The organism is Cobetia sp. 4B, from assembly GCF_018831605.1.
GTDB lineage: Bacteria > Pseudomonadota > Gammaproteobacteria > Pseudomonadales > Halomonadaceae > Cobetia > Cobetia amphilecti.
Window position 1 is genome coordinate 849,415 of record NZ_CP059843.1, and the last position, 16,689, is coordinate 866,103.

The window sequence follows — 16,689 nt, forward strand, 5'->3', positions numbered from 1 at the left end:
ACGGTCGTCGGCCTCAGGCGGGCGACTGCGTCTTTTTTCTCATGTAGTGAATACGTTCCGGGACATCGGGAACAAGGAAGGTCTTCCGACATGACTTCACCGCACGATTCCAGGCGCCTGGGCGAGTTTCTGGCGCGCCCGTTGGCCACGGCGACAGACATGCTGGCAGCATTGCTGGCGCTGTGGCCAGGCGCCCTCAATGACGATTGCCGTGCACGGCTTGCCGCGCGCGATGACTGGCATCTGACGATCGACAGTCGCAGTGCCGCGCAGGGTTCCCTCTTCATCGCCATCCCCGGCATCGCCAGCGATGGCCGCGACTATATCGCCGCGGCGCTTGAGGGCGGTGCCGAGCTGGTGCTGGCCGAAAGACCCGCCGACGGGGATGCACGTCTCGCGCTGCATTCAGACGATGCCAGAGTCGTCTGGCTCGAGAACCTGGGCGAGCAGCTCGGTGAGCTGGGCCGCCAGGCCTTCCGCGTGCCCGAGTCGCTGACGCTGGTCGGGGTCACGGGCACCAATGGCAAGTCTTCCGTCACCCATTACATCGCCGAGCTGGCCGAAGCGATGGGCACGCCCGCCGGCATGATCGGCACGCTCGGCATCGGGCGTCCCGGCGCGCTGGTCGCGGGCGAGCGCACCACGCCCGACGCCCTGGCCGTGCAGGCGGCGCTCAAGGGCCTGAGCCTGGTCGGTGCCGAGCTGATCGCGATGGAAGTCTCTTCCCATGCGCTGGATCAGGGGCGCGTCAATGGCTGTCGCTTCACCGTCGCGGGCTATACCAATCTTTCGCGAGACCACCTCGACTACCACGGCAGCATGGCGGCCTATGCGGCGGCCAAGGCGAAGCTGTTCAAGCGCCCCGAACTCAAGCTTGCGGTGCTCAATGCCGACGATGCGCTGGCGCGTCTGATGCTGGCCGGCATGCAGCGCGGCGTGCGCGTGCTGGCGATGGGGCGTGATGATGTCGCGACCCTGCGCGTGCTGGATGTTTTCCCCGAGCCGCTGGGCCAGGTTGCCGTGATCGCGACGCCGGATGGCGAGCGTGAGCTGGGCCTCAATCTGATGGGGCGCTTCAATCTCGACAACGCCTTGCTGGCAATGCTGATCCTGCATGGCCTCGACTATTCGTTCGAGGGGCTGTTTGCCGCCGCGCCGCGTCTGACGCCGGTGCCGGGCCGCATGCAGCGCCTGAGTCGTGATGGCGCGCCGGTGGTGGTGGTCGACTACGCCCACACGCCGGAGGCCGTCGAGACGGCACTGACCGCGCTGCGTGCCCACCTGCCGGCGCGGGATGATGCGCGCCTGTGGTGTGTGCTCGGCTGTGGCGGCGATCGCGACAGCGGCAAGCGTCCGCTGATGGCCACGGCCGCCGAACAGGGCGCCGATCGTGTCGTGATCACCGATGACAATCCGCGTAGCGAGGATGCCGCTGCCATCCGTCAGCAGATGATGACCGGCATCCATGCCCGCGAGCGCGTGCTGGATATCGCCGAGCGTGGCGAAGCCATTGCCCAGGTCATCCGTGATGCCGGCGAGCATGATGTCATCCTGATCGCCGGCAAGGGGCACGAGGACTATCAGGAAATCGACGGTCAGCGACTGCCGTTTTCCGATGTGGCCCATGCGGTCGCGGCGCTGGAGCGTCGTGAGCTCTCGATGCTGGAAGGTCAGGAGCGTGACGCATGAGTGCGCCTGAACAGCCCGTTGGTCTGAGCACCTTCGAGGAACTGGCCGCGGTGCTCGGGGCGCAGTTGCCACAGGCATTGCGCGATCAAGCGCTGGGCGCCATCGAGACGGATACCCGCAAGCTTGGCGAGCAGGCCGCACCGCTGTTCGTGGCGCTGAAGGGTGAGCGCTTCGATGCCCATGACTTCCTCGCCCAGGCTCGCGCCAATGGTGCCGTCGCGGCGCTGGTCGAGCGGGCAGTGGATGATCCGCTGCCGCAGATCGTCGTCGCGGATACCCGGCTGGCCTTCGGGCTGCTGGCGGCGGCGCGTCGCCGTGCCTGGGGGAGGCCGCTGATCGCGGTGACCGGCAACAGCGGCAAGACCAGCGTCAAGGGCCTGGTGCATGCCATCCTTGTGCGGGATGCCGCGCGTTTCGAGGCCGAAAGCCTCGCCAATCACGGCAACCTCAACAACGATTTCGGCCTGCCGATGACGTTGCTGCGCTTGAGCAATGCCCACCAGCACGGCGTGGTCGAGCTGGGCGCCAATCATCTCGGCGAGATCGCCTGGACGACGGCCCTGGCGCGCCCGCAAGTGGCGGTGATCACCAATGTCACCGGCGCCCATGTCGGCGAATTCGGCGGCATGGGGCAGATCGCCCAGGCCAAGGGCGAGATTCTGGCGGGCTTGAGCCCGTTGGGAGGGCGGCGTCCGGTCGCGGTGCTCAACCGTGATGACGCCTACTTCTCGCTATGGCAGGCGCTGGCCGCAACCGGCCAGGCGGTCGATGTCATCGACTTTAGCGTTGCGGATAGCGTTGTGGATGGCAGCGTGGATAGCGGTGATCGCCCGGCACGCCTGCAGGCGCGCGAGCTAGGCGCGGATGAGCTCGGGCGTTATGCTTTCGAACTGACGTTTGATGGCCGCTCGCTCGGTCGTGTCCAGCTGGCGTTGCTGGGGCGTCACAACGTGGCCAATGCGCTGGCGGCGGCCGCGGCGTGCCTGGCACTGGGCATCGACAGTGATCTGGTGATCGCCGGGCTCGAGAGCGCCGAGAGCGTGCCCGGCAGGCTGGGCGTCGTGACAGGCATCAACGGTTCGCGTCTGCTGGATGACAGCTACAACGCCAACCCCGGTGCCATGCTGGCGGCGCTGGATCTGCTGGCGACACTGCCTGCGCCGCGCTGGTGCCTGATGGGCGCCATGGGCGAACTCGGAGCCGACGCCGAACGTCTGCATGCCGAGGTGGGCGATCACGCCCGCAAGCTGGGCATAGATTTCATTGCCACCTGCGGCGAAGGCGCTCAGGCGACTGCCGAGGCCTTCGGGGCCGGTGGCAAGCACTTTATCGAGCGGGCAGAGCTGGAAGCTTACGCCCGTAACCATCTACCCACCGGGGCCAGTGTTCTGGTCAAGGGGTCTCGCAGCGCTGGCATGGAGAATGTCGTTGCCGCGCTCAAGGTCGACGCATCAAGGTGAATGTGAGTCATGCTGCTGCTGCTTGCTGAGTTTCTGGCCCAATTCAATGGCGCCTTTACGGTTTTCAATTATCTGACCCTGCGCGTGGTATTGGCCACGTTGACGGCACTGTTGCTGTGTCTGTGGCTGGGTCCCTGGGTCATACGCAAGCTCGTCGATGGCCAGATCGGCCAGGCCGTGCGCGACGATGGCCCCAAGTCTCACCTTTCCAAGGCCGGCACCCCGACCATGGGCGGCGTGATGATCCTGCTGTCGATGGCCGTCTCCACTCTGCTGTGGGGCGACCTGACCAACCTGTATGTCTGGGTGGTGCTGGCCGTCACGCTGGGCTTCGGCGCCGTCGGCTGGGTCGATGACTACCGCAAGGTGGTGGAGAAGAATCCGCGTGGCCTGCCGGCGCGCTGGAAGTACTTCTGGCAGTCGGTAGTGGGCATCGGCGCCGCCGTGGTGCTGTACCTGACGGCGAGCACGCCGGCCGAGACGGGCCTGCTGGTGCCGTTCTTCAAGGACGTCGTCATCCCGCTGGGCGTGTTCTACATGGTGCTGACCTACTTCGTGATCGTCGGCAGCTCCAATGCGGTCAACCTGACCGATGGCCTCGATGGTCTGGCGATCATGCCGACCGTGCTGGTCGCCATGGGCCTGGCCATCTTCGCCTACGCCTCGGGCAACCTGAAGTTCGCCGAGTATCTGCACATTCCCTTCATCGCCGGTTCCGGCGAGCTGGCGGTGTTCTGCGCCACCATCGCGGGTGCCGGCCTCGGTTTCCTGTGGTTCAACACCTATCCCGCCCAGGTCTTCATGGGCGATGTGGGCGCGCTGGCACTCGGTGCGGCACTGGGGGTCGTGGCGGTCATCGTGCGTCAGGAAATCGTGCTGTTCATCATGGGCGGCGTCTTCGTGATGGAAACCGTCTCGGTGATCCTGCAGGTCGGCTCCTACAAGCTGACCGGGCGACGCATCTTCCGCATGGCGCCGCTGCATCACCACTTCGAGCTGAAAGGCTGGCCGGAGCCGCGCGTCATCGTGCGCTTCTGGATCATCACCGTCGTGCTGGTGCTGCTTGGCCTGGCCACACTCAAGGTTCGCTGAGGACGCATTCGCGATGACCCTCTCTGTCACCTCTCAAGCACCGGCCTCGCCGGTGCCTGCCAAAGGACCGACCCTGATGGTCGGTCTTGGTGTCTCCGGACAGGCGATCGCTCGCCATCTGAGTGATCGCGGCATCGACTTTGCCGTCGCTGATACCCGTAGCGCACCGCCGGGCCTCGAGAGCCTGCGCGAGCATGCGCCGCAGGCCGAGGTGCATCTCGGTCCACTGGAAGCGCTGGACCTGTCACGCTTCGGCGAGGTGGTGCTCAGTCCGGGCATCGACCCGCGTCAGGCGGTGTTCGATGGGGTCCGCGAGCGACTGGTCGGCGAGATCGCACTCTTCGTGCGTGCGCTGGATGAGCGTCAAGCCCGCGACGCGCAGGGCAAGCGGCCCACGCTGGTCGCGATCACCGGCTCGAACGCCAAGTCCACCGTGACCACGCTGATCGCGCAGATGGCCGCGCGTGCCGGCCGTGACGTGGCGGTCGGCGGCAATCTGGGCACCGCCGCGCTGACATTGTTGCGTGAGCAGCCTGATGCCGAGCTCTACGTGCTGGAGCTGTCTTCCTTCCAGCTCGAGACCACACCTGAGCTCAAGGCCGATGTCGCCTGCTTCCTGAATCTCTCTGAAGATCATCTTGATCGCCACGATGGCATGCGCGGCTATCAGGCCGCCAAGCGCAGCATCTTCCGCGGCGCAGGCCTTGCGGTCATCAATGCCGATGACGCCTGGAGCTGGCCGGCCGAGAATGATGCGGTGGCGCGAGTCAGCTTCAGCGTGCAGCTCGGTGAGTCGGCCGATAAGTCGACCGATGAGGCTGCCAGGCAGGCGCAATGGCGCCTGGCGGAGCAGGGCGGCACGCTGTCGCTGTGTCATGTCGAGTCTGGCCAGCTGCGCGGCGTGATGCCTGCTGCGGAGGTGCGTCTTGCAGGCCGCCACAATCAGGCCAATGCGCTGGCGGCACTCGCGATGGGCACGGCGATCGGTCTCGACGAGACGGCGATGGTCGCCGAGCTAGCAAGCTTCGCGGGGCTGCCGCATCGCGGCGAGCTGATCGCCGAGGTGGCGGGCGTGCGCTGGATCAATGATTCCAAGGGCACCAATGTCGGGGCGACGCTGGCGGCGATTGCCGGTCTCGGCCCGACGCTCGAGGGCAAGCTGATATTGCTGGCCGGCGGCCAGGGCAAGGGCGCGGACTTCACGCCGCTGGCGGCGCCATTGGCCCGTTACGCCCGTGAGGCGGTGGTGTTCGGACAGGATGCGCCGTTATTGACGCAAGCCCTGGCCGATGACGTATCCGTGACGCCAGTCATGACGCTGTTGGAGGCCATGCGTCATGCTCGACAGATCGCACAGGCGGGGGACTGCGTGCTGCTGTCACCGGCCTGCGCCAGTCTCGATCAGTTCCCCAATTACATGGCGCGCGGCGACGCGTTCCGTGACTGGGTCACGCAGAACATCATGCCCGGTGCTGACTGCAATTCCGGCCCTGGCGGCAGCGACAAGGAAGCCTGCGATGCGTAACAAGGCCCGGCGAGTCCATGACACCCTGACGGCAGAGCGTCAGCCCGTCGACGGCTGGCTGCTGTTCTGCGCGCTGGCGATCCTGTGTATCGGCTGGGTGATGGTGACGTCTGCCTCCAGCGAGATCTCGAGCGAGCGCTTCGATGGCAATGCCTTCTACTACAGCATGCGTCACGGCATCTTCATCGTGATCGGCCTGGTGGCCGCCTTCTCTACGCTGCGCGTGCCGATGTCCGCCTGGCAGCAGCGCAGCTTCGCGATGCTGATGCTGGGCTTCGTGCTGCTGGTGGTCGTGCTGGTGGTCGGGCGCGAGATCAACGGCGCCAAGCGCTGGATACCGCTGCCATTGGTCGGCGGGGTGCAGGCCTCCGAGATCGCCAAGCTGTGTCTGATGATCTGGCTGGCCGGCTATCTGGACCGCCGCCTCGACAAGGTGCGCGCCAGCGTCGTCAACGGCCTCATTCTGCCCTGCGTCCCCTTGTTGCTGATGATAGTGCTGCTGGCGCTGGAGCCTGACTTTGGCTCCATCGTGGTCATGGGCGGTGCCGTGATGGGCATGCTGCTGATGGCGGGTGTCGCCTGGTGGGGCTTCATCGTCTTGCTGGGTCTGGCCGGCGGCGGTGGTTGGCTGTTGGCGATCGCCGAACCCTATCGCTGGGAGCGACTGACTACCTATACCGACCCGTGGGCCAACATGTATGACAGTGGCTACCAGTTGACCCAGGCGCTGATCGCCTTCGGTCGTGGCCACCTGAGCGGCATGGGGCTGGGCAACAGCGTGCAGAAGCTGTTCTATCTGCCGGAAGCGCATACCGATTTCGTGTTCGCCGTGCTGGCCGAGGAGCTGGGCTTGATCGGGGCGACGGCCGTGGTGGCGCTGTTCGGACTGCTGATCTACCGCGCCTTCAAGATCGGTCGCCGCGCTGAACTCGCCGGCTTGCCGTTCAGCGCCTACCTCGGCTACGGTATCGCCCTCGTGCTGGGGGCGCAGGCCTTCATCAACATCGGTGTGGCCAGCGGACTGCTGCCCACCAAGGGGCTGACCCTGCCCCTGATGAGTTATGGCGGTTCCAGCCTGATCGTCAGTTGCGTGCAGATCGCGATACTGCTGCGTATCGATGCCGAGACCCGCAAGCTGACCCGCACACCGACAGGAAATGCCGCCGCGCCCCGGCGCAAGGCCAAGAAGCCGACCGAGACACCGCAAGGAGCACAGGCATGACGTCATCTTCTTCTACCATCGCTCCTGAGGGGGCGGTTGACTCGGTAGACACTGTCTCAAGGGGCGTCGTGCTGATGATGGCCGGCGGGACGGGAGGGCATGTGATCCCGGCGCTGTCGCTGGCGCGTGCCCTCGCGGCGGCCGGTCACGAGATTCATTGGCTGGGCAGCCCGCGTGGCATCGAGAACCGTCTGGTGCCCGACGCCGGCTACCCGCTGCATCGGGTCGAGGTCGCAGGCCTGCGTGGCAAGGGACTGGCGGGCTATGCGGCGATCCCGTTTCGTCTCGCGCGCGCCGTCCTGCAGGCACGGCGCGTGATTCGTGAGCTCAAACCGGTGCTAGTGGTGGGCCTCGGTGGCTTCGCCAGTGGTCCGGGCGGGCTCGCGGCGCGCCTTGAAGGCATTCCGCTGATCATTCACGAGCAGAACGCCATCGCGGGCCTGACCAACAAGGTCCTGGCGCGGATGGCGACGCGTGTCTACGCCGCCTTCCCGGGCGCCTTCCCGCCCGCCCTCGGGGCTCAGGTGGTGGGCAATCCGGTGCGCGATGAGATCGCGAATGTCGGTGCCGCCGGGCATACGGCCGAGTCTGCTGTCGAGACGGCAGGCGAGGCGCGTGCGTTGCATCTGCTGGTGATGGGCGGCTCGCTGGGCGCTCAGGCGCTCAACGAGACGCTCGCGCCGGCGCTGGCCCTGCTGCCGGAAGCCTCGCGCCCCGTGGTGCGCCATCAGGCCGGACGTGACAAGCAGGAGGCGACCCTTGCCGCCTATCAGGCAGCCGGCGTCACGGCTGAGGTCAGCGAGTTCATCGGTGACATGGCCGAGGCCTACGCCTGGGCAGACCTCGTGGTCTGTCGCGCTGGCGCCCTGACCGTGGCCGAGCTGGCTGCGGCAGGTCGCCCTGCGGTGCTGGTGCCGTTCCCCCACGCCGTGGATGATCATCAGACCGTCAATGCCGCGGTATTGGTCAAGGCGGATGCCGCGCGCCTGATTCCCCAGAATACGTTGACTGCCGAGCGCCTCGCCGAGACGCTGGCAGAATTGCTCGACCCCAAGATACTCACTGGCATGGCCGCTCGCGCCCGCAATAGTGCGGAACTCGATGCGGTAGCGACCATGCTGGCAGGCTGCATGGAGACTCGCCTTGAACGCTAGCAATTCTGATCGCGGTGCAGGTATGCGCCGCATCCGTCGTATCCACTTCGTCGGCATCGGCGGTGTGGGCATGTGTGGTATCGCCGAAGTACTGGGCAACATGGGCTATGAGGTCAGCGGCAGTGACCTAAAGGAATCCGCCGTCACGGCTCACCTGCGTGAGTGCGGCGTGCGTGTCGCCATCGGTCATGCGGCCATCAATGCCGAAGGCGCGGATGTGGTCGTGGTCTCGACGGCAGTGGACACCACCAACCCGGAAGTGGCCTGGGCGCGGGAGCATCGCATCCCCGTCGTGCGTCGCGCCGAGATGCTTGCCGAGCTGATGCGCTTCCGCCAGGGCATCGCGATTGCCGGCACGCACGGCAAGACCACCACCACCAGCCTGACCGCGACCCTGCTCGCGGAAGGTGGCATGGACCCGACCTTCGTCATCGGCGGCAAGCTGACCAGCGCGGGCACCAATGCCCGTCTGGGCGAGGGTGAGTATCTGGTCGCCGAGGCGGACGAGTCCGATGCCTCCTTCCTGCATCTGCAGCCGTTGATCTCGGTGGTGACCAACGTCGATGCCGATCACATGGCCACCTATGAGGGCGACTTCAATCGCCTCAAGGACACCTTCATCGAATTCCTGCACAACCTGCCGTTCTACGGTCTGGCGGTGCTGTGTATCGATGATGCCAACGTGCGTGAGCTGCTGCCGCGTGTTCAGCGTCAGTTCGTGACCTACGGCTTCAGCGACGATGCCGATTACCGCATCAGCGATTTCCGCCAGGGTGGCGGTCAGCTCAGCTTCACGGCGCTGCGTCCGGAAGGCCATGCACCGCTCGAGATCACCCTGGCGATGCCTGGTGAGCACAATGCGCTCAACGCCCTGGCGGCGATCGCCATCGCCACCGATGTCGGTGTCAGCGATGAGGCCATCGCCCGCGCACTGGCAAGCTTTGCCGGTGTCGGTCGTCGCTTCCAGGTGCACGGAGAATTCGCGGCACCCAATGGTGAGCAGAGCGTGATGCTGGTGGACGATTATGGCCACCACCCGCGCGAAGTGGAGATGGTGATTCGCGCCGTGCGCGCCGGCTGGCCGCAGCGCCGTCTGGTGATGGCCTACCAGCCGCACCGTTATTCGCGCACCCATGATCTCTATGAAGACTTCGTGCGTGTGCTGTCCGAAGTCGACACCCTGTTGCTGCTGGATGTCTACAGTGCCGGGGAAGCGATGATTCCGGGCGCCGATGGCCGCTCGCTGGCGGGCTCGATCCGTCAGCGCGGTCAGGTGGACCCGCTGTTCGTCGAGCACAAGCGTGCCTTGCCGGACTTGCTCAAGAACGTGCTGCGTCCGGGCGATATCCTGATTACCCAGGGGGCGGGCGATGTCGGTGGCATTGCGCTGGCACTGGCGGGGGCCGACCTCAAGCTTGGCGAGGTGACGCTATGACCGTCTCTTCATCCCCATCCGGGTCGACAGGCGTGAATCCTGAACTGGCCACGCGCTATGGACGTGTCGTGGTGCTGTTCGGTGGCCTGAGCGCCGAGCGCGAGGTGTCGCTCAAGAGCGGCGCGGCGGTGCTGGCGGCCCTGCAGGGCGCAGGTGTCGATGTGCAGGGCTATGACATGGCGCATGGGCTGGCCGGTCTCGAGGCATTGCGCCCCGACCGTGTCTTCATCGCCATGCATGGTCGCGGCGGCGAAGATGGCACCTTGCAGGGGGCGCTGGAATTGCTGGGCATCCCCTACACCGGCAGCGGCGTGCTGGCCTCTGCACTGGGCATGGACAAGCTGCGCACCAAGAAGCTCTGGGATATCGAGGGCTTGCCGACGCCGCGTTCCTGTCGCCTGGCGGCGGACACGGACTGGCAGTCGGTGCTCGAGACGCTCGGGACACCGGTGGTGGTCAAGCCGGTGCATGAGGGCTCGACACTCGGCATCCATATCGTCGAGGACGCCCAGGCGCTCCAGGATGCCTGGACGGATGCCAGCCGCTTCGATGCGGTGGTGATGGCCGAGCGTTTCATCAAGGGGCCGGAATATACGGTGTCGGTATTGGACGGCGAAGTCCTGCCGGCCATTCGTATCGAAGCCGATAGTGGTTTCTACGATTACGATGCCAAATACATCGCCAACACCACGCGCTATCTGCTGCCTTGTGGTCTGAGCGCTGCGCGCGAGGCAGAATTGGCCGATATCTCGCTCAAGGCATTCAACGTGCTGGGCTGCGAGGGTTGGGGTCGTGTCGATGTGATGGAAGATGCGGACGGCGCCTTCTGGCTGCTGGAAGTCAACACCTCGCCGGGCATGACCGATCACAGCCTGGTGCCGCAGTCCGCGGCGCATGTCGGGCTCGATTTCGCCACCCTGGTGCTGCGTATTCTCGACACGACTCTCGCCGAGCGGGACGCAAACGACGCGTCAGTCGCTCAGCAGAGTGGTCATTGATCGATGGCGGCGCGTAGCACTACCGGCGCAATCTTCGGCCTCGTTCTCGGTCTTGCGCTGCTGGTCGCGGGCGGACAGGCATTGTGGACCTGGCTTGACCGTCCCATTGAGCGGGTCACCATCAAGGGTGACTTCGATCATGTCAGTGCTGCCTACCTTCAGCGTCATATCGCGCCGTTGATTCGTGGCCAGAGCTGGCTCTCTGTCCCATTGGGCGAGGTTCGGCGTCGCGCGTTGGCGATCGATTGGCTGAGTGAGGTCAGCATCTCGCGTCGCTGGCCGGATACACTCGAATTCGAGCTGTTTGAACAGCAGCCGGTGGCCTATTGGAATGATGGCGAATTGCTCAATGTGCGCGGTGATGCCTTCCAGGCGGGCCCGGTCACGCAGCTGGGCAATCTGCCCAATCTGGCGGGGCCCAAGGGCAGTGGATCCGAAGTGCTGGCCGAGCTTGACGCGCTGCAGAGCCAGTTGGGCGGGCTGGGGCTCAATGTCTCCCAGTTGCGATTGGAGCCACGCGGCGCCTGGCGCTTTCAGGTCAATGATTCGGTGTGGGTAATGCTGGGGCGCAATGATCGAGAGGCGCGTCTGGCGCGTTTCATGGCGGCCTGGCAGCGGCGTCTGGGTGATGAGGCGTCGCAGATCCGCTACATTGATCTGCGTTACCCCAACGGAGTGGCAGTGGCGTGGCATGGGGAGACGACGGCACCCGAAGAAGGCAAGGACAGTTGAGGCAAATGGCGACACTCACTACATGCTTCATTTGCGTGTGAGTATTAGCAAAATGGCGATATCGCCAGTTTCATTTGTCGTCAATCCCGCCTATTCTAGCGGGGATTTGCGCCCCTCGGTATTTTAGGCTGGTATGCCCCAAGTGGCTGCTCCTATACTGGGAAGTCAAATCCCTCTGTACGGGTTAAACGGAACGTAAACCCGTTTTGGGTGGTGCGGCAGACATGTTGTCTGTCAAAGCGCGCAATTATTTTCATGATGAACCAGAATCAAGGAGCTGGCCCGACCTATGGCAGGACATTCCAAATCACAGGATATGGTGGTCGGGCTGGACATCGGAACCTCCAAGGTAGTCGCGATCGTGGGTCAGCCGACCGATGATGGCGGTATCGAAATTGCGGGAATTGGCTCCCACCCTTCACGTGGCATGAAGAAGGGTGTGGTGATCAACATCGAATCGACCGTACAGTCGATTCAGCGCGCAGTGGAGGAGGCTGAGTTGATGGCCGGCTGCGATATCCACTCGGTATATGTGGGCATCGCCGGCAGTCATATCAGTTCGATGAATTCCGATGGTGTCGTGGCGATCAAGGATCGCGAAGTGACGCCGTCTGATATCGAACGCGTGATCGACTCGGCGCGCGCTCGAGCGATTTCTGAAGGTCAGCGCATTCTTCACGTGCTGCCGCAGGAATATGCCATTGACCGGCAGGAAGGTATTCGCGAGCCGTTGGGCATGTCCGGGGTGCGTCTTGAGGCGCGCGTTCACCTGGTCACTGCCGCACTGAATGCCGTGCAGAATATCGAGAAGTGCGTGCGTCGCTGCGGGCTCGAAGTCGACGACATCATTCTCGAGCAGCTCGCCTCGAGTCATGCGGTTCTGACCGAGGATGAGCGTGAATTGGGTGTGTGCATGGTGGATATCGGCGGTGGTACCACGGACATCGCCGTCTTTACCGAAGGTGCCATTCGACATACGGCTGTGATCCCCATCGCGGGTGATCAGGTCACGAATGACATCGCCATGGCGCTGCGCACACCGACGCAATATGCAGAAGAAATCAAGGTCAAGTATGCCTGTGCTCTGACCCAGCTGGCCTCCAGCGACGAGACGATCAAGGTGCCGAGTGTCGGTGACCGACCGGCACGTGATCTGTCCCGTCAAGCGTTGGCCGAAGTGGTCGAGCCCAGGTATGAGGAACTGTTCACCCTGGTCCGCGATGAATTGCGTCGCAGTGGCTATGAAGATCTCGTGGCTGCGGGCGTGGTTCTGACGGGTGGAACGTCACGCATGGAAGGTGTCGTTGAGCTGGCGGAGGAGATCTTCCACATGCCGGTTCGCATCGCTTGCCCGCAAAATGTGCGTGGACTGGCGGATGTGGTCCGCAATCCGATTTATTCCACGGGTGTGGGTTTGCTACATTATGGGATGAAACAGGAGCGGCACACGCCATCGTCGACGACCGTCGCGGTGCGCAGAGAGGAATCTGCCGCGCGACGCGTTCACGGCCAAGAGCACGACACCTCCACGCTGGAGCGGATCAAGGGCTGGTTCAAGGGAAATTTCTGACAGGGATTACAGAAAGACTGTGATCCAGGAGACAGGGCATATGTTCGAACTGGTAGATAACGCACCCTCCAGCAGCGCGGTCATCAAGGTGATCGGTGTTGGCGGCGGCGGTGGTAACGCCGTCAATCACATGGTCGAGAGCAACATCGAAGGCGTCGAGTTCATCTGCGCCAACACCGATGCTCAGGCGCTCAAGCGCGTGGCCGCCAAGACTGTCCTGCAGCTGGGCAGTGAAATCACCAAGGGGCTTGGCGCTGGCGCCAACCCGGAAGTGGGCCGCCAGGCGGCGATGGAAGACCGCGAGCGTATCGTCGAGCTGCTGCAAGGCGCCGACATGGTCTTCATCACTGCTGGCATGGGGGGTGGTACCGGTACCGGCGGTGCTCCTGTCGTGGCGCAGGTCGCCAAGGAACTGGGTATCCTGACCGTGGCCGTCGTCACGCGTCCGTTCCCGTTCGAAGGGCCGCGTCGTCAGAAGGCGGCAGAGCAGGGCATGAAGGAGCTCTCCGAGCACGTCGACTCCCTGATCACTATCCCCAACGAGAAGCTGCTGTCAGTGCTGGGCAAGAGCGCCAGCCTGCTGAGCGCCTTCAGCGCCGCCAACGACGTGTTGCTGGGTGCCGTGCAGGGGATCGCGGAGCTGATCACCAGCCCGGGCATCATCAACGTCGATTTCGCCGACGTGCGCACTGTCATGTCCGAGATGGGCATGGCGATGATGGGGACCGGTGACGCCATCGGCGAGAACCGTGCTCGTGAAGCCGCCGAGAAGGCCATTCGCAGCCCGCTGCTCGAAGACATCGATCTGCACGGCGCGCGCGGTATCCTGGTCAACATCACGGCAGGCCCGGACCTCTCCATCGGTGAATTCAACGATGTGGGTGCCACCGTGCAGGAGTTCGCTTCTCCGGACGCCACCATCGTGGTCGGGACGTCCATCGACATGGACATGACCGACGAGCTGCGTGTCACTGTCGTGGCAGCGGGTCTCGACGGTCGCGTCGAGAAGCCGGCGGCGCGTGAAACGGCACCGGCCAAGCGTACCGTCGAGAAGCCGGCGGACTACCGCAGCCTGCAGACCCCGACGGTTACCCGTCAGGCCAAGGAAGAGCAGGAAGCGGCAGCCAAGAAGTCGGAGCCGCGCAAGTCGCGTGATATGGATGACTATCTCGATATCCCGGCCTTCCTGCGTCGCCAGGCTGACTGATGCGCACTGACTGACACGTCATTGACGCTCATGTGCCAGTCGGCATGAGGCTGAGATGACACGGCTCATCGTGAGTCTGACTTCACCCATCCGGGGCTTCCCGGGTGGGTGAAGTCGTTTTCGGGGCAGACAAAAGGGGCTTTCGCCGCCGGCGCGGGGCGCTGCCTGGGCGTCACGGGTGCATCCGCCAGTGCCGTGGGCGCGTAAGGAAGGGAGGACTTCAAGCTGTCTTGCACATTGATTATCGTTTTATGGCAGTGCGAGTGAGAACTGTTTGGTGATTGCGTGTTCATACTCAGCACGAGACCAGCAGGCGCGCGGGTCAGCCTCAATGGTGCTCGAAAGGCAATGTTGAATTTCCCTAACAGTGGCAGGTGACAATTTGTTGAATTCCTGCATTGCTGTTATCATGAACACTGTTTCCAAATTCAGGCTGACTGGCTATCTCCCTATGATTCGACAAAAAACACTCCAGAATACGATCCGCGCCACAGGCGTTGGTCTGCACTCAGGTGACAAGGTTTACCTGACGCTGCGTCCCGCTCCGGTCAACACCGGCATCGTCTTCATCCGTACCGATCTCGAGCCGCAGGCTCATATCCGTGCCGATGCGATGAGCGTCCGTGACACCACCATGTGCACCGCCGTCTCCAACGGTGAAGCCAAGGTGACGACCGTCGAGCACCTGATGTCCGCCTTCGCAGGCCTGGGCATCGACAACTGCTTCGTCGAGTTGTCCGCGCCGGAAGTGCCGATCATGGACGGCAGCGCCGGTCCGTTCGTCTTCCTGATCCAGTCCGCTGGTATCCAGGAGCAGTCGTCGCTCAAGAAGTTCATCCGCATCAAGCGCGAGATCGAAGTGCGTGATGGTGACAAGGTCGCGACCTTCCTGCCGCACAACGGCTTCAAGGTGTCCTTCGCCATCGACTTCGATCACCCGGTGTTCGAGCAGCAGAAGCAGACCACCACGGTCGACTTCTCTACCACCTCCTTCGTCAAGGAAGTGTCTCGTGCGCGTACCTTCGGTTTCATGCGTGATCTCGAGTTCCTGCGCTCCCAGAACCTCGCGCTGGGCGGAAGCCTCGACAACGCCATCGTCGTCGATGACTATCGCATCCTCAACGATGAAGGCCTGCGTTACGACGATGAGTTCGTCAAGCACAAGGTGCTGGACGCCATCGGTGACCTCTACCAGCTGGGCCACAGCATCATCGGTGAGTTCCGTGGCTACAAGTCCGGTCATGGCCTCAACAACATGCTGTGCCGCGCGCTGCTGGAAAATGCCGACAGCTACGAGATCGTCACCTTCGAGAACTCCGATGCGATGCCGATTTCCTATGCCTCTCCGGCGCTTGCCGTCTGAGTCGAGGCCAATGATATCTGCGAAAGCTGCAAGACGAGGTATTTCAGACGAAAAGCACTCAGAGAGACAGTACGAGCAGAACACTGTGACCTAGCCCGTCCAGCCTGACAGCCCTGCTCCGGCCTTAGCCAGCCGGAGATGGAAACGACAACAGCCGCGCCGCCCTTCTGGGCGGCGCGGCTGTTTGCATGCCAGACAAGAAATGCTTGAGTTGGCTCAGGGCGTCTCGGCGTCGTCGCTCGAATCCGATGCGTGGGCCGCCAGTCGCTCCAGGGCGAGGCGCAGCCGCTCGTCTCGGGTATGGGAGGCGCAATCCAGCAGGTGTTCTGCGGCAGCCTCTGGCAGGTGGCGTGGTTGGCGCGCGGGCACGAAGGCCGGACGGATCGGGCGGACCTTGAAGGCCAGGCGGGCGAGGGTGGCGAGTTCTGGAACCTCGCGCAGCACACTGATCAGGCGGCGCTGCTCATAGCGCAGCCAGGTCAGCCAGGAGGCGCGGCTGGTGATCAGCGTCAAGGTGTCATCGTGATAGCCGCCGACGAAGACCTGTTCCTGCATGTCCTTGGGCAGTGCGGCACGCAGGTGCAGCTGGGCCTGCTCGAGCATGCGCGCCTGGCGCATGACGCTGCCAAGTTGCCCCTTGCCGTTCAACAGGCGCGCCGCGGGCTGGGCGCGGAAACGCTTAGCCTTTATACTCATGGGCTTGCATGCCGGTTCAGTGATTTCCGGCAATCTATCATGAGCGGGAGTCCGGCAACAGCATGAGCCCTGTCGATGCCACAGCACGCCCTCGTGCGTTACCGGATTCCGGTAGCGGCGCTTCGCGTCGCTGGTCGGTACGCACGGCGCCGCGCTGGCTGCTGGCAGGCCTGCTGCTCAGCTGTCTGTTCCCCGCTGGACTGAGCGCGGCGCAGGTCGAGCGCGTCAATCTGACGCTGGCCAGCATCCAGTTGCTGGCACCCGCGGTGATTCGTGCCGAGAGTCGCCGTCAGGGGCTACGCTGTTTGCGCAAGCGGGTGCGTCGTGCGCCCCAGGCCAGCCCCAACCTCCCGCGCCAGCGTTCCTTCGTTTCCTGCACGCGCGTTCTGCTGCGTGGCCTCGTCAATGCCATCGCGCCGCGTGCGCCGCCCCTTCTGTCCTGACACCCTGTTCATCGTTCGCGTCGCGGATGATGAGGTTCGTTTTCTCTTTCGAGCGTAATGCCTGATGGGCCCCGGGCCACATCGAGCTGCCCTGTCATCGCGT

The 16,689-nt window shown here is 64.0% G+C and carries 14 protein-coding genes; 13 read left to right on the forward strand and 1 reads right to left on the reverse strand.

The window, feature by feature from the left end; genetic code table 11:
• The first annotated feature begins 90 nt into the window (after positions 1-90).
• From H2O77_RS03615 to lpxC, 12 genes are all read left to right on the forward strand, one after another.
• Positions 91-1,689, forward strand: coding sequence for a UDP-N-acetylmuramoyl-L-alanyl-D-glutamate--2,6-diaminopimelate ligase (locus H2O77_RS03615; protein ID WP_240548699.1), 1,599 nt, complete (start codon positions 91-93; stop codon positions 1,687-1,689).
• On the forward strand, positions 1,686-3,149 hold the full coding sequence (murF, locus tag H2O77_RS03620; protein ID WP_215823922.1) for a UDP-N-acetylmuramoyl-tripeptide--D-alanyl-D-alanine ligase: 1,464 nt from the start codon (positions 1,686-1,688) through the stop codon (positions 3,147-3,149). The genes H2O77_RS03615 and murF overlap by 4 nt, the downstream gene beginning before the upstream one ends.
• A gap of 9 nt (positions 3,150-3,158) precedes the next feature.
• Positions 3,159-4,241, forward strand: a complete 1,083-nt coding sequence (gene mraY / locus H2O77_RS03625; RefSeq protein WP_043332504.1) for a phospho-N-acetylmuramoyl-pentapeptide-transferase — start codon at positions 3,159-3,161, stop codon at positions 4,239-4,241.
• A 13-nt stretch (positions 4,242-4,254) separates the two neighbouring features.
• Positions 4,255-5,766 (forward strand): UDP-N-acetylmuramoyl-L-alanine--D-glutamate ligase, encoded by a 1,512-nt coding sequence (gene murD / locus H2O77_RS03630; protein WP_215823923.1) that lies wholly within the window; start codon positions 4,255-4,257, stop codon positions 5,764-5,766.
• Positions 5,759-6,988 (forward strand): putative lipid II flippase FtsW, encoded by a 1,230-nt coding sequence (gene ftsW / locus H2O77_RS03635; protein WP_215823924.1) that lies wholly within the window; start codon positions 5,759-5,761, stop codon positions 6,986-6,988. The genes murD and ftsW overlap by 8 nt, the downstream gene beginning before the upstream one ends.
• Positions 6,989-7,065: 77 nt before the next feature.
• Positions 7,066-8,142, forward strand: coding sequence for an undecaprenyldiphospho-muramoylpentapeptide beta-N-acetylglucosaminyltransferase (murG, locus tag H2O77_RS03640; protein ID WP_215824475.1), 1,077 nt, complete (start codon positions 7,066-7,068; stop codon positions 8,140-8,142).
• Between the two features lie 22 nt (positions 8,143-8,164).
• Positions 8,165-9,577, forward strand: a complete 1,413-nt coding sequence (gene murC / locus H2O77_RS03645) for a UDP-N-acetylmuramate--L-alanine ligase (RefSeq protein ID WP_215824476.1) — start codon at positions 8,165-8,167, stop codon at positions 9,575-9,577.
• Between the two features lie 32 nt (positions 9,578-9,609).
• Positions 9,610-10,575 carry a D-alanine--D-alanine ligase gene (locus H2O77_RS03650; protein WP_240548700.1) on the forward strand — a complete coding sequence of 322 codons (966 nt, stop codon included), beginning with the start codon at positions 9,610-9,612 and terminating at the stop codon, positions 10,573-10,575.
• 3 nt (positions 10,576-10,578) lie between these two features.
• On the forward strand, positions 10,579-11,307 hold the full coding sequence (locus H2O77_RS03655; RefSeq protein ID WP_043332498.1) for a cell division protein FtsQ/DivIB: 729 nt from the start codon (positions 10,579-10,581) through the stop codon (positions 11,305-11,307).
• 289 nt (positions 11,308-11,596) lie between these two features.
• The gene (gene ftsA, locus H2O77_RS03660; protein WP_043332496.1) at positions 11,597-12,877 is read left to right on the forward strand and encodes a cell division protein FtsA; all 1,281 of its coding nucleotides are present in this window, start codon (positions 11,597-11,599) and stop codon (positions 12,875-12,877) included.
• Positions 12,878-12,917: 40 nt separating this feature from the next.
• Entirely contained in the window at positions 12,918-14,084 is a 1,167-nt protein-coding gene (ftsZ, locus tag H2O77_RS03665; protein WP_043332494.1) for a cell division protein FtsZ, read from the forward strand.
• A gap of 451 nt (positions 14,085-14,535) precedes the next feature.
• The gene (gene lpxC / locus H2O77_RS03670; protein WP_054555085.1) at positions 14,536-15,447 is read left to right on the forward strand and encodes a UDP-3-O-acyl-N-acetylglucosamine deacetylase; all 912 of its coding nucleotides are present in this window, start codon (positions 14,536-14,538) and stop codon (positions 15,445-15,447) included.
• 216 nt (positions 15,448-15,663) lie between these two features.
• Here lpxC and H2O77_RS03675 read toward each other — a convergent pair whose 3' ends face one another.
• A complete protein-coding gene (locus H2O77_RS03675) occupies positions 15,664-16,143 on the reverse strand; it encodes a DciA family protein (RefSeq protein ID WP_215823926.1) in 480 nt (159 codons plus the stop codon).
• 62 nt (positions 16,144-16,205) lie between these two features.
• On the opposite strand from H2O77_RS03675, the gene H2O77_RS03680 reads away from it, so the two are divergent.
• Positions 16,206-16,586 (forward strand): hypothetical protein, encoded by a 381-nt coding sequence (locus H2O77_RS03680; RefSeq protein WP_054555083.1) that lies wholly within the window; start codon positions 16,206-16,208, stop codon positions 16,584-16,586.
• Positions 16,587-16,689: the final 103 nt, after the last annotated feature.

What these genes read in the sequence shown, in the direction of transcription:
- ftsZ (WP_043332494.1), top strand. Translation starts at nt 12,918, where the DNA reads ATGTTCGAACTGGTAGATAACGCACCCTCCAGCAGCGCGGTCATCAAG.
- murC (WP_215824476.1), top strand. Translation starts at nt 8,165, where the DNA reads ATGCGCCGCATCCGTCGTATCCACTTCGTCGGCATCGGCGGTGTGGGC.
- H2O77_RS03680 (WP_054555083.1), top strand. Translation starts at nt 16,206, where the DNA reads ATGAGCCCTGTCGATGCCACAGCACGCCCTCGTGCGTTACCGGATTCC.
- murF (WP_215823922.1), top strand. Translation starts at nt 1,686, where the DNA reads ATGAGTGCGCCTGAACAGCCCGTTGGTCTGAGCACCTTCGAGGAACTG.
- ftsA (WP_043332496.1), top strand. Translation starts at nt 11,597, where the DNA reads ATGGCAGGACATTCCAAATCACAGGATATGGTGGTCGGGCTGGACATC.
- ftsW (WP_215823924.1), top strand. Translation starts at nt 5,759, where the DNA reads ATGCGTAACAAGGCCCGGCGAGTCCATGACACCCTGACGGCAGAGCGT.
- H2O77_RS03675 (WP_215823926.1), bottom strand. Translation starts at nt 16,143, where the DNA reads ATGAGTATAAAGGCTAAGCGTTTCCGCGCCCAGCCCGCGGCGCGCCTG.
- mraY (WP_043332504.1), top strand. Translation starts at nt 3,159, where the DNA reads ATGCTGCTGCTGCTTGCTGAGTTTCTGGCCCAATTCAATGGCGCCTTT.
- murD (WP_215823923.1), top strand. Translation starts at nt 4,255, where the DNA reads ATGACCCTCTCTGTCACCTCTCAAGCACCGGCCTCGCCGGTGCCTGCC.
- H2O77_RS03615 (WP_240548699.1), top strand. Translation starts at nt 91, where the DNA reads ATGACTTCACCGCACGATTCCAGGCGCCTGGGCGAGTTTCTGGCGCGC.
- murG (WP_215824475.1), top strand. Translation starts at nt 7,066, where the DNA reads ATGGCCGGCGGGACGGGAGGGCATGTGATCCCGGCGCTGTCGCTGGCG.
- lpxC (WP_054555085.1), top strand. Translation starts at nt 14,536, where the DNA reads ATGATTCGACAAAAAACACTCCAGAATACGATCCGCGCCACAGGCGTT.
- H2O77_RS03655 (WP_043332498.1), top strand. Translation starts at nt 10,579, where the DNA reads ATGGCGGCGCGTAGCACTACCGGCGCAATCTTCGGCCTCGTTCTCGGT.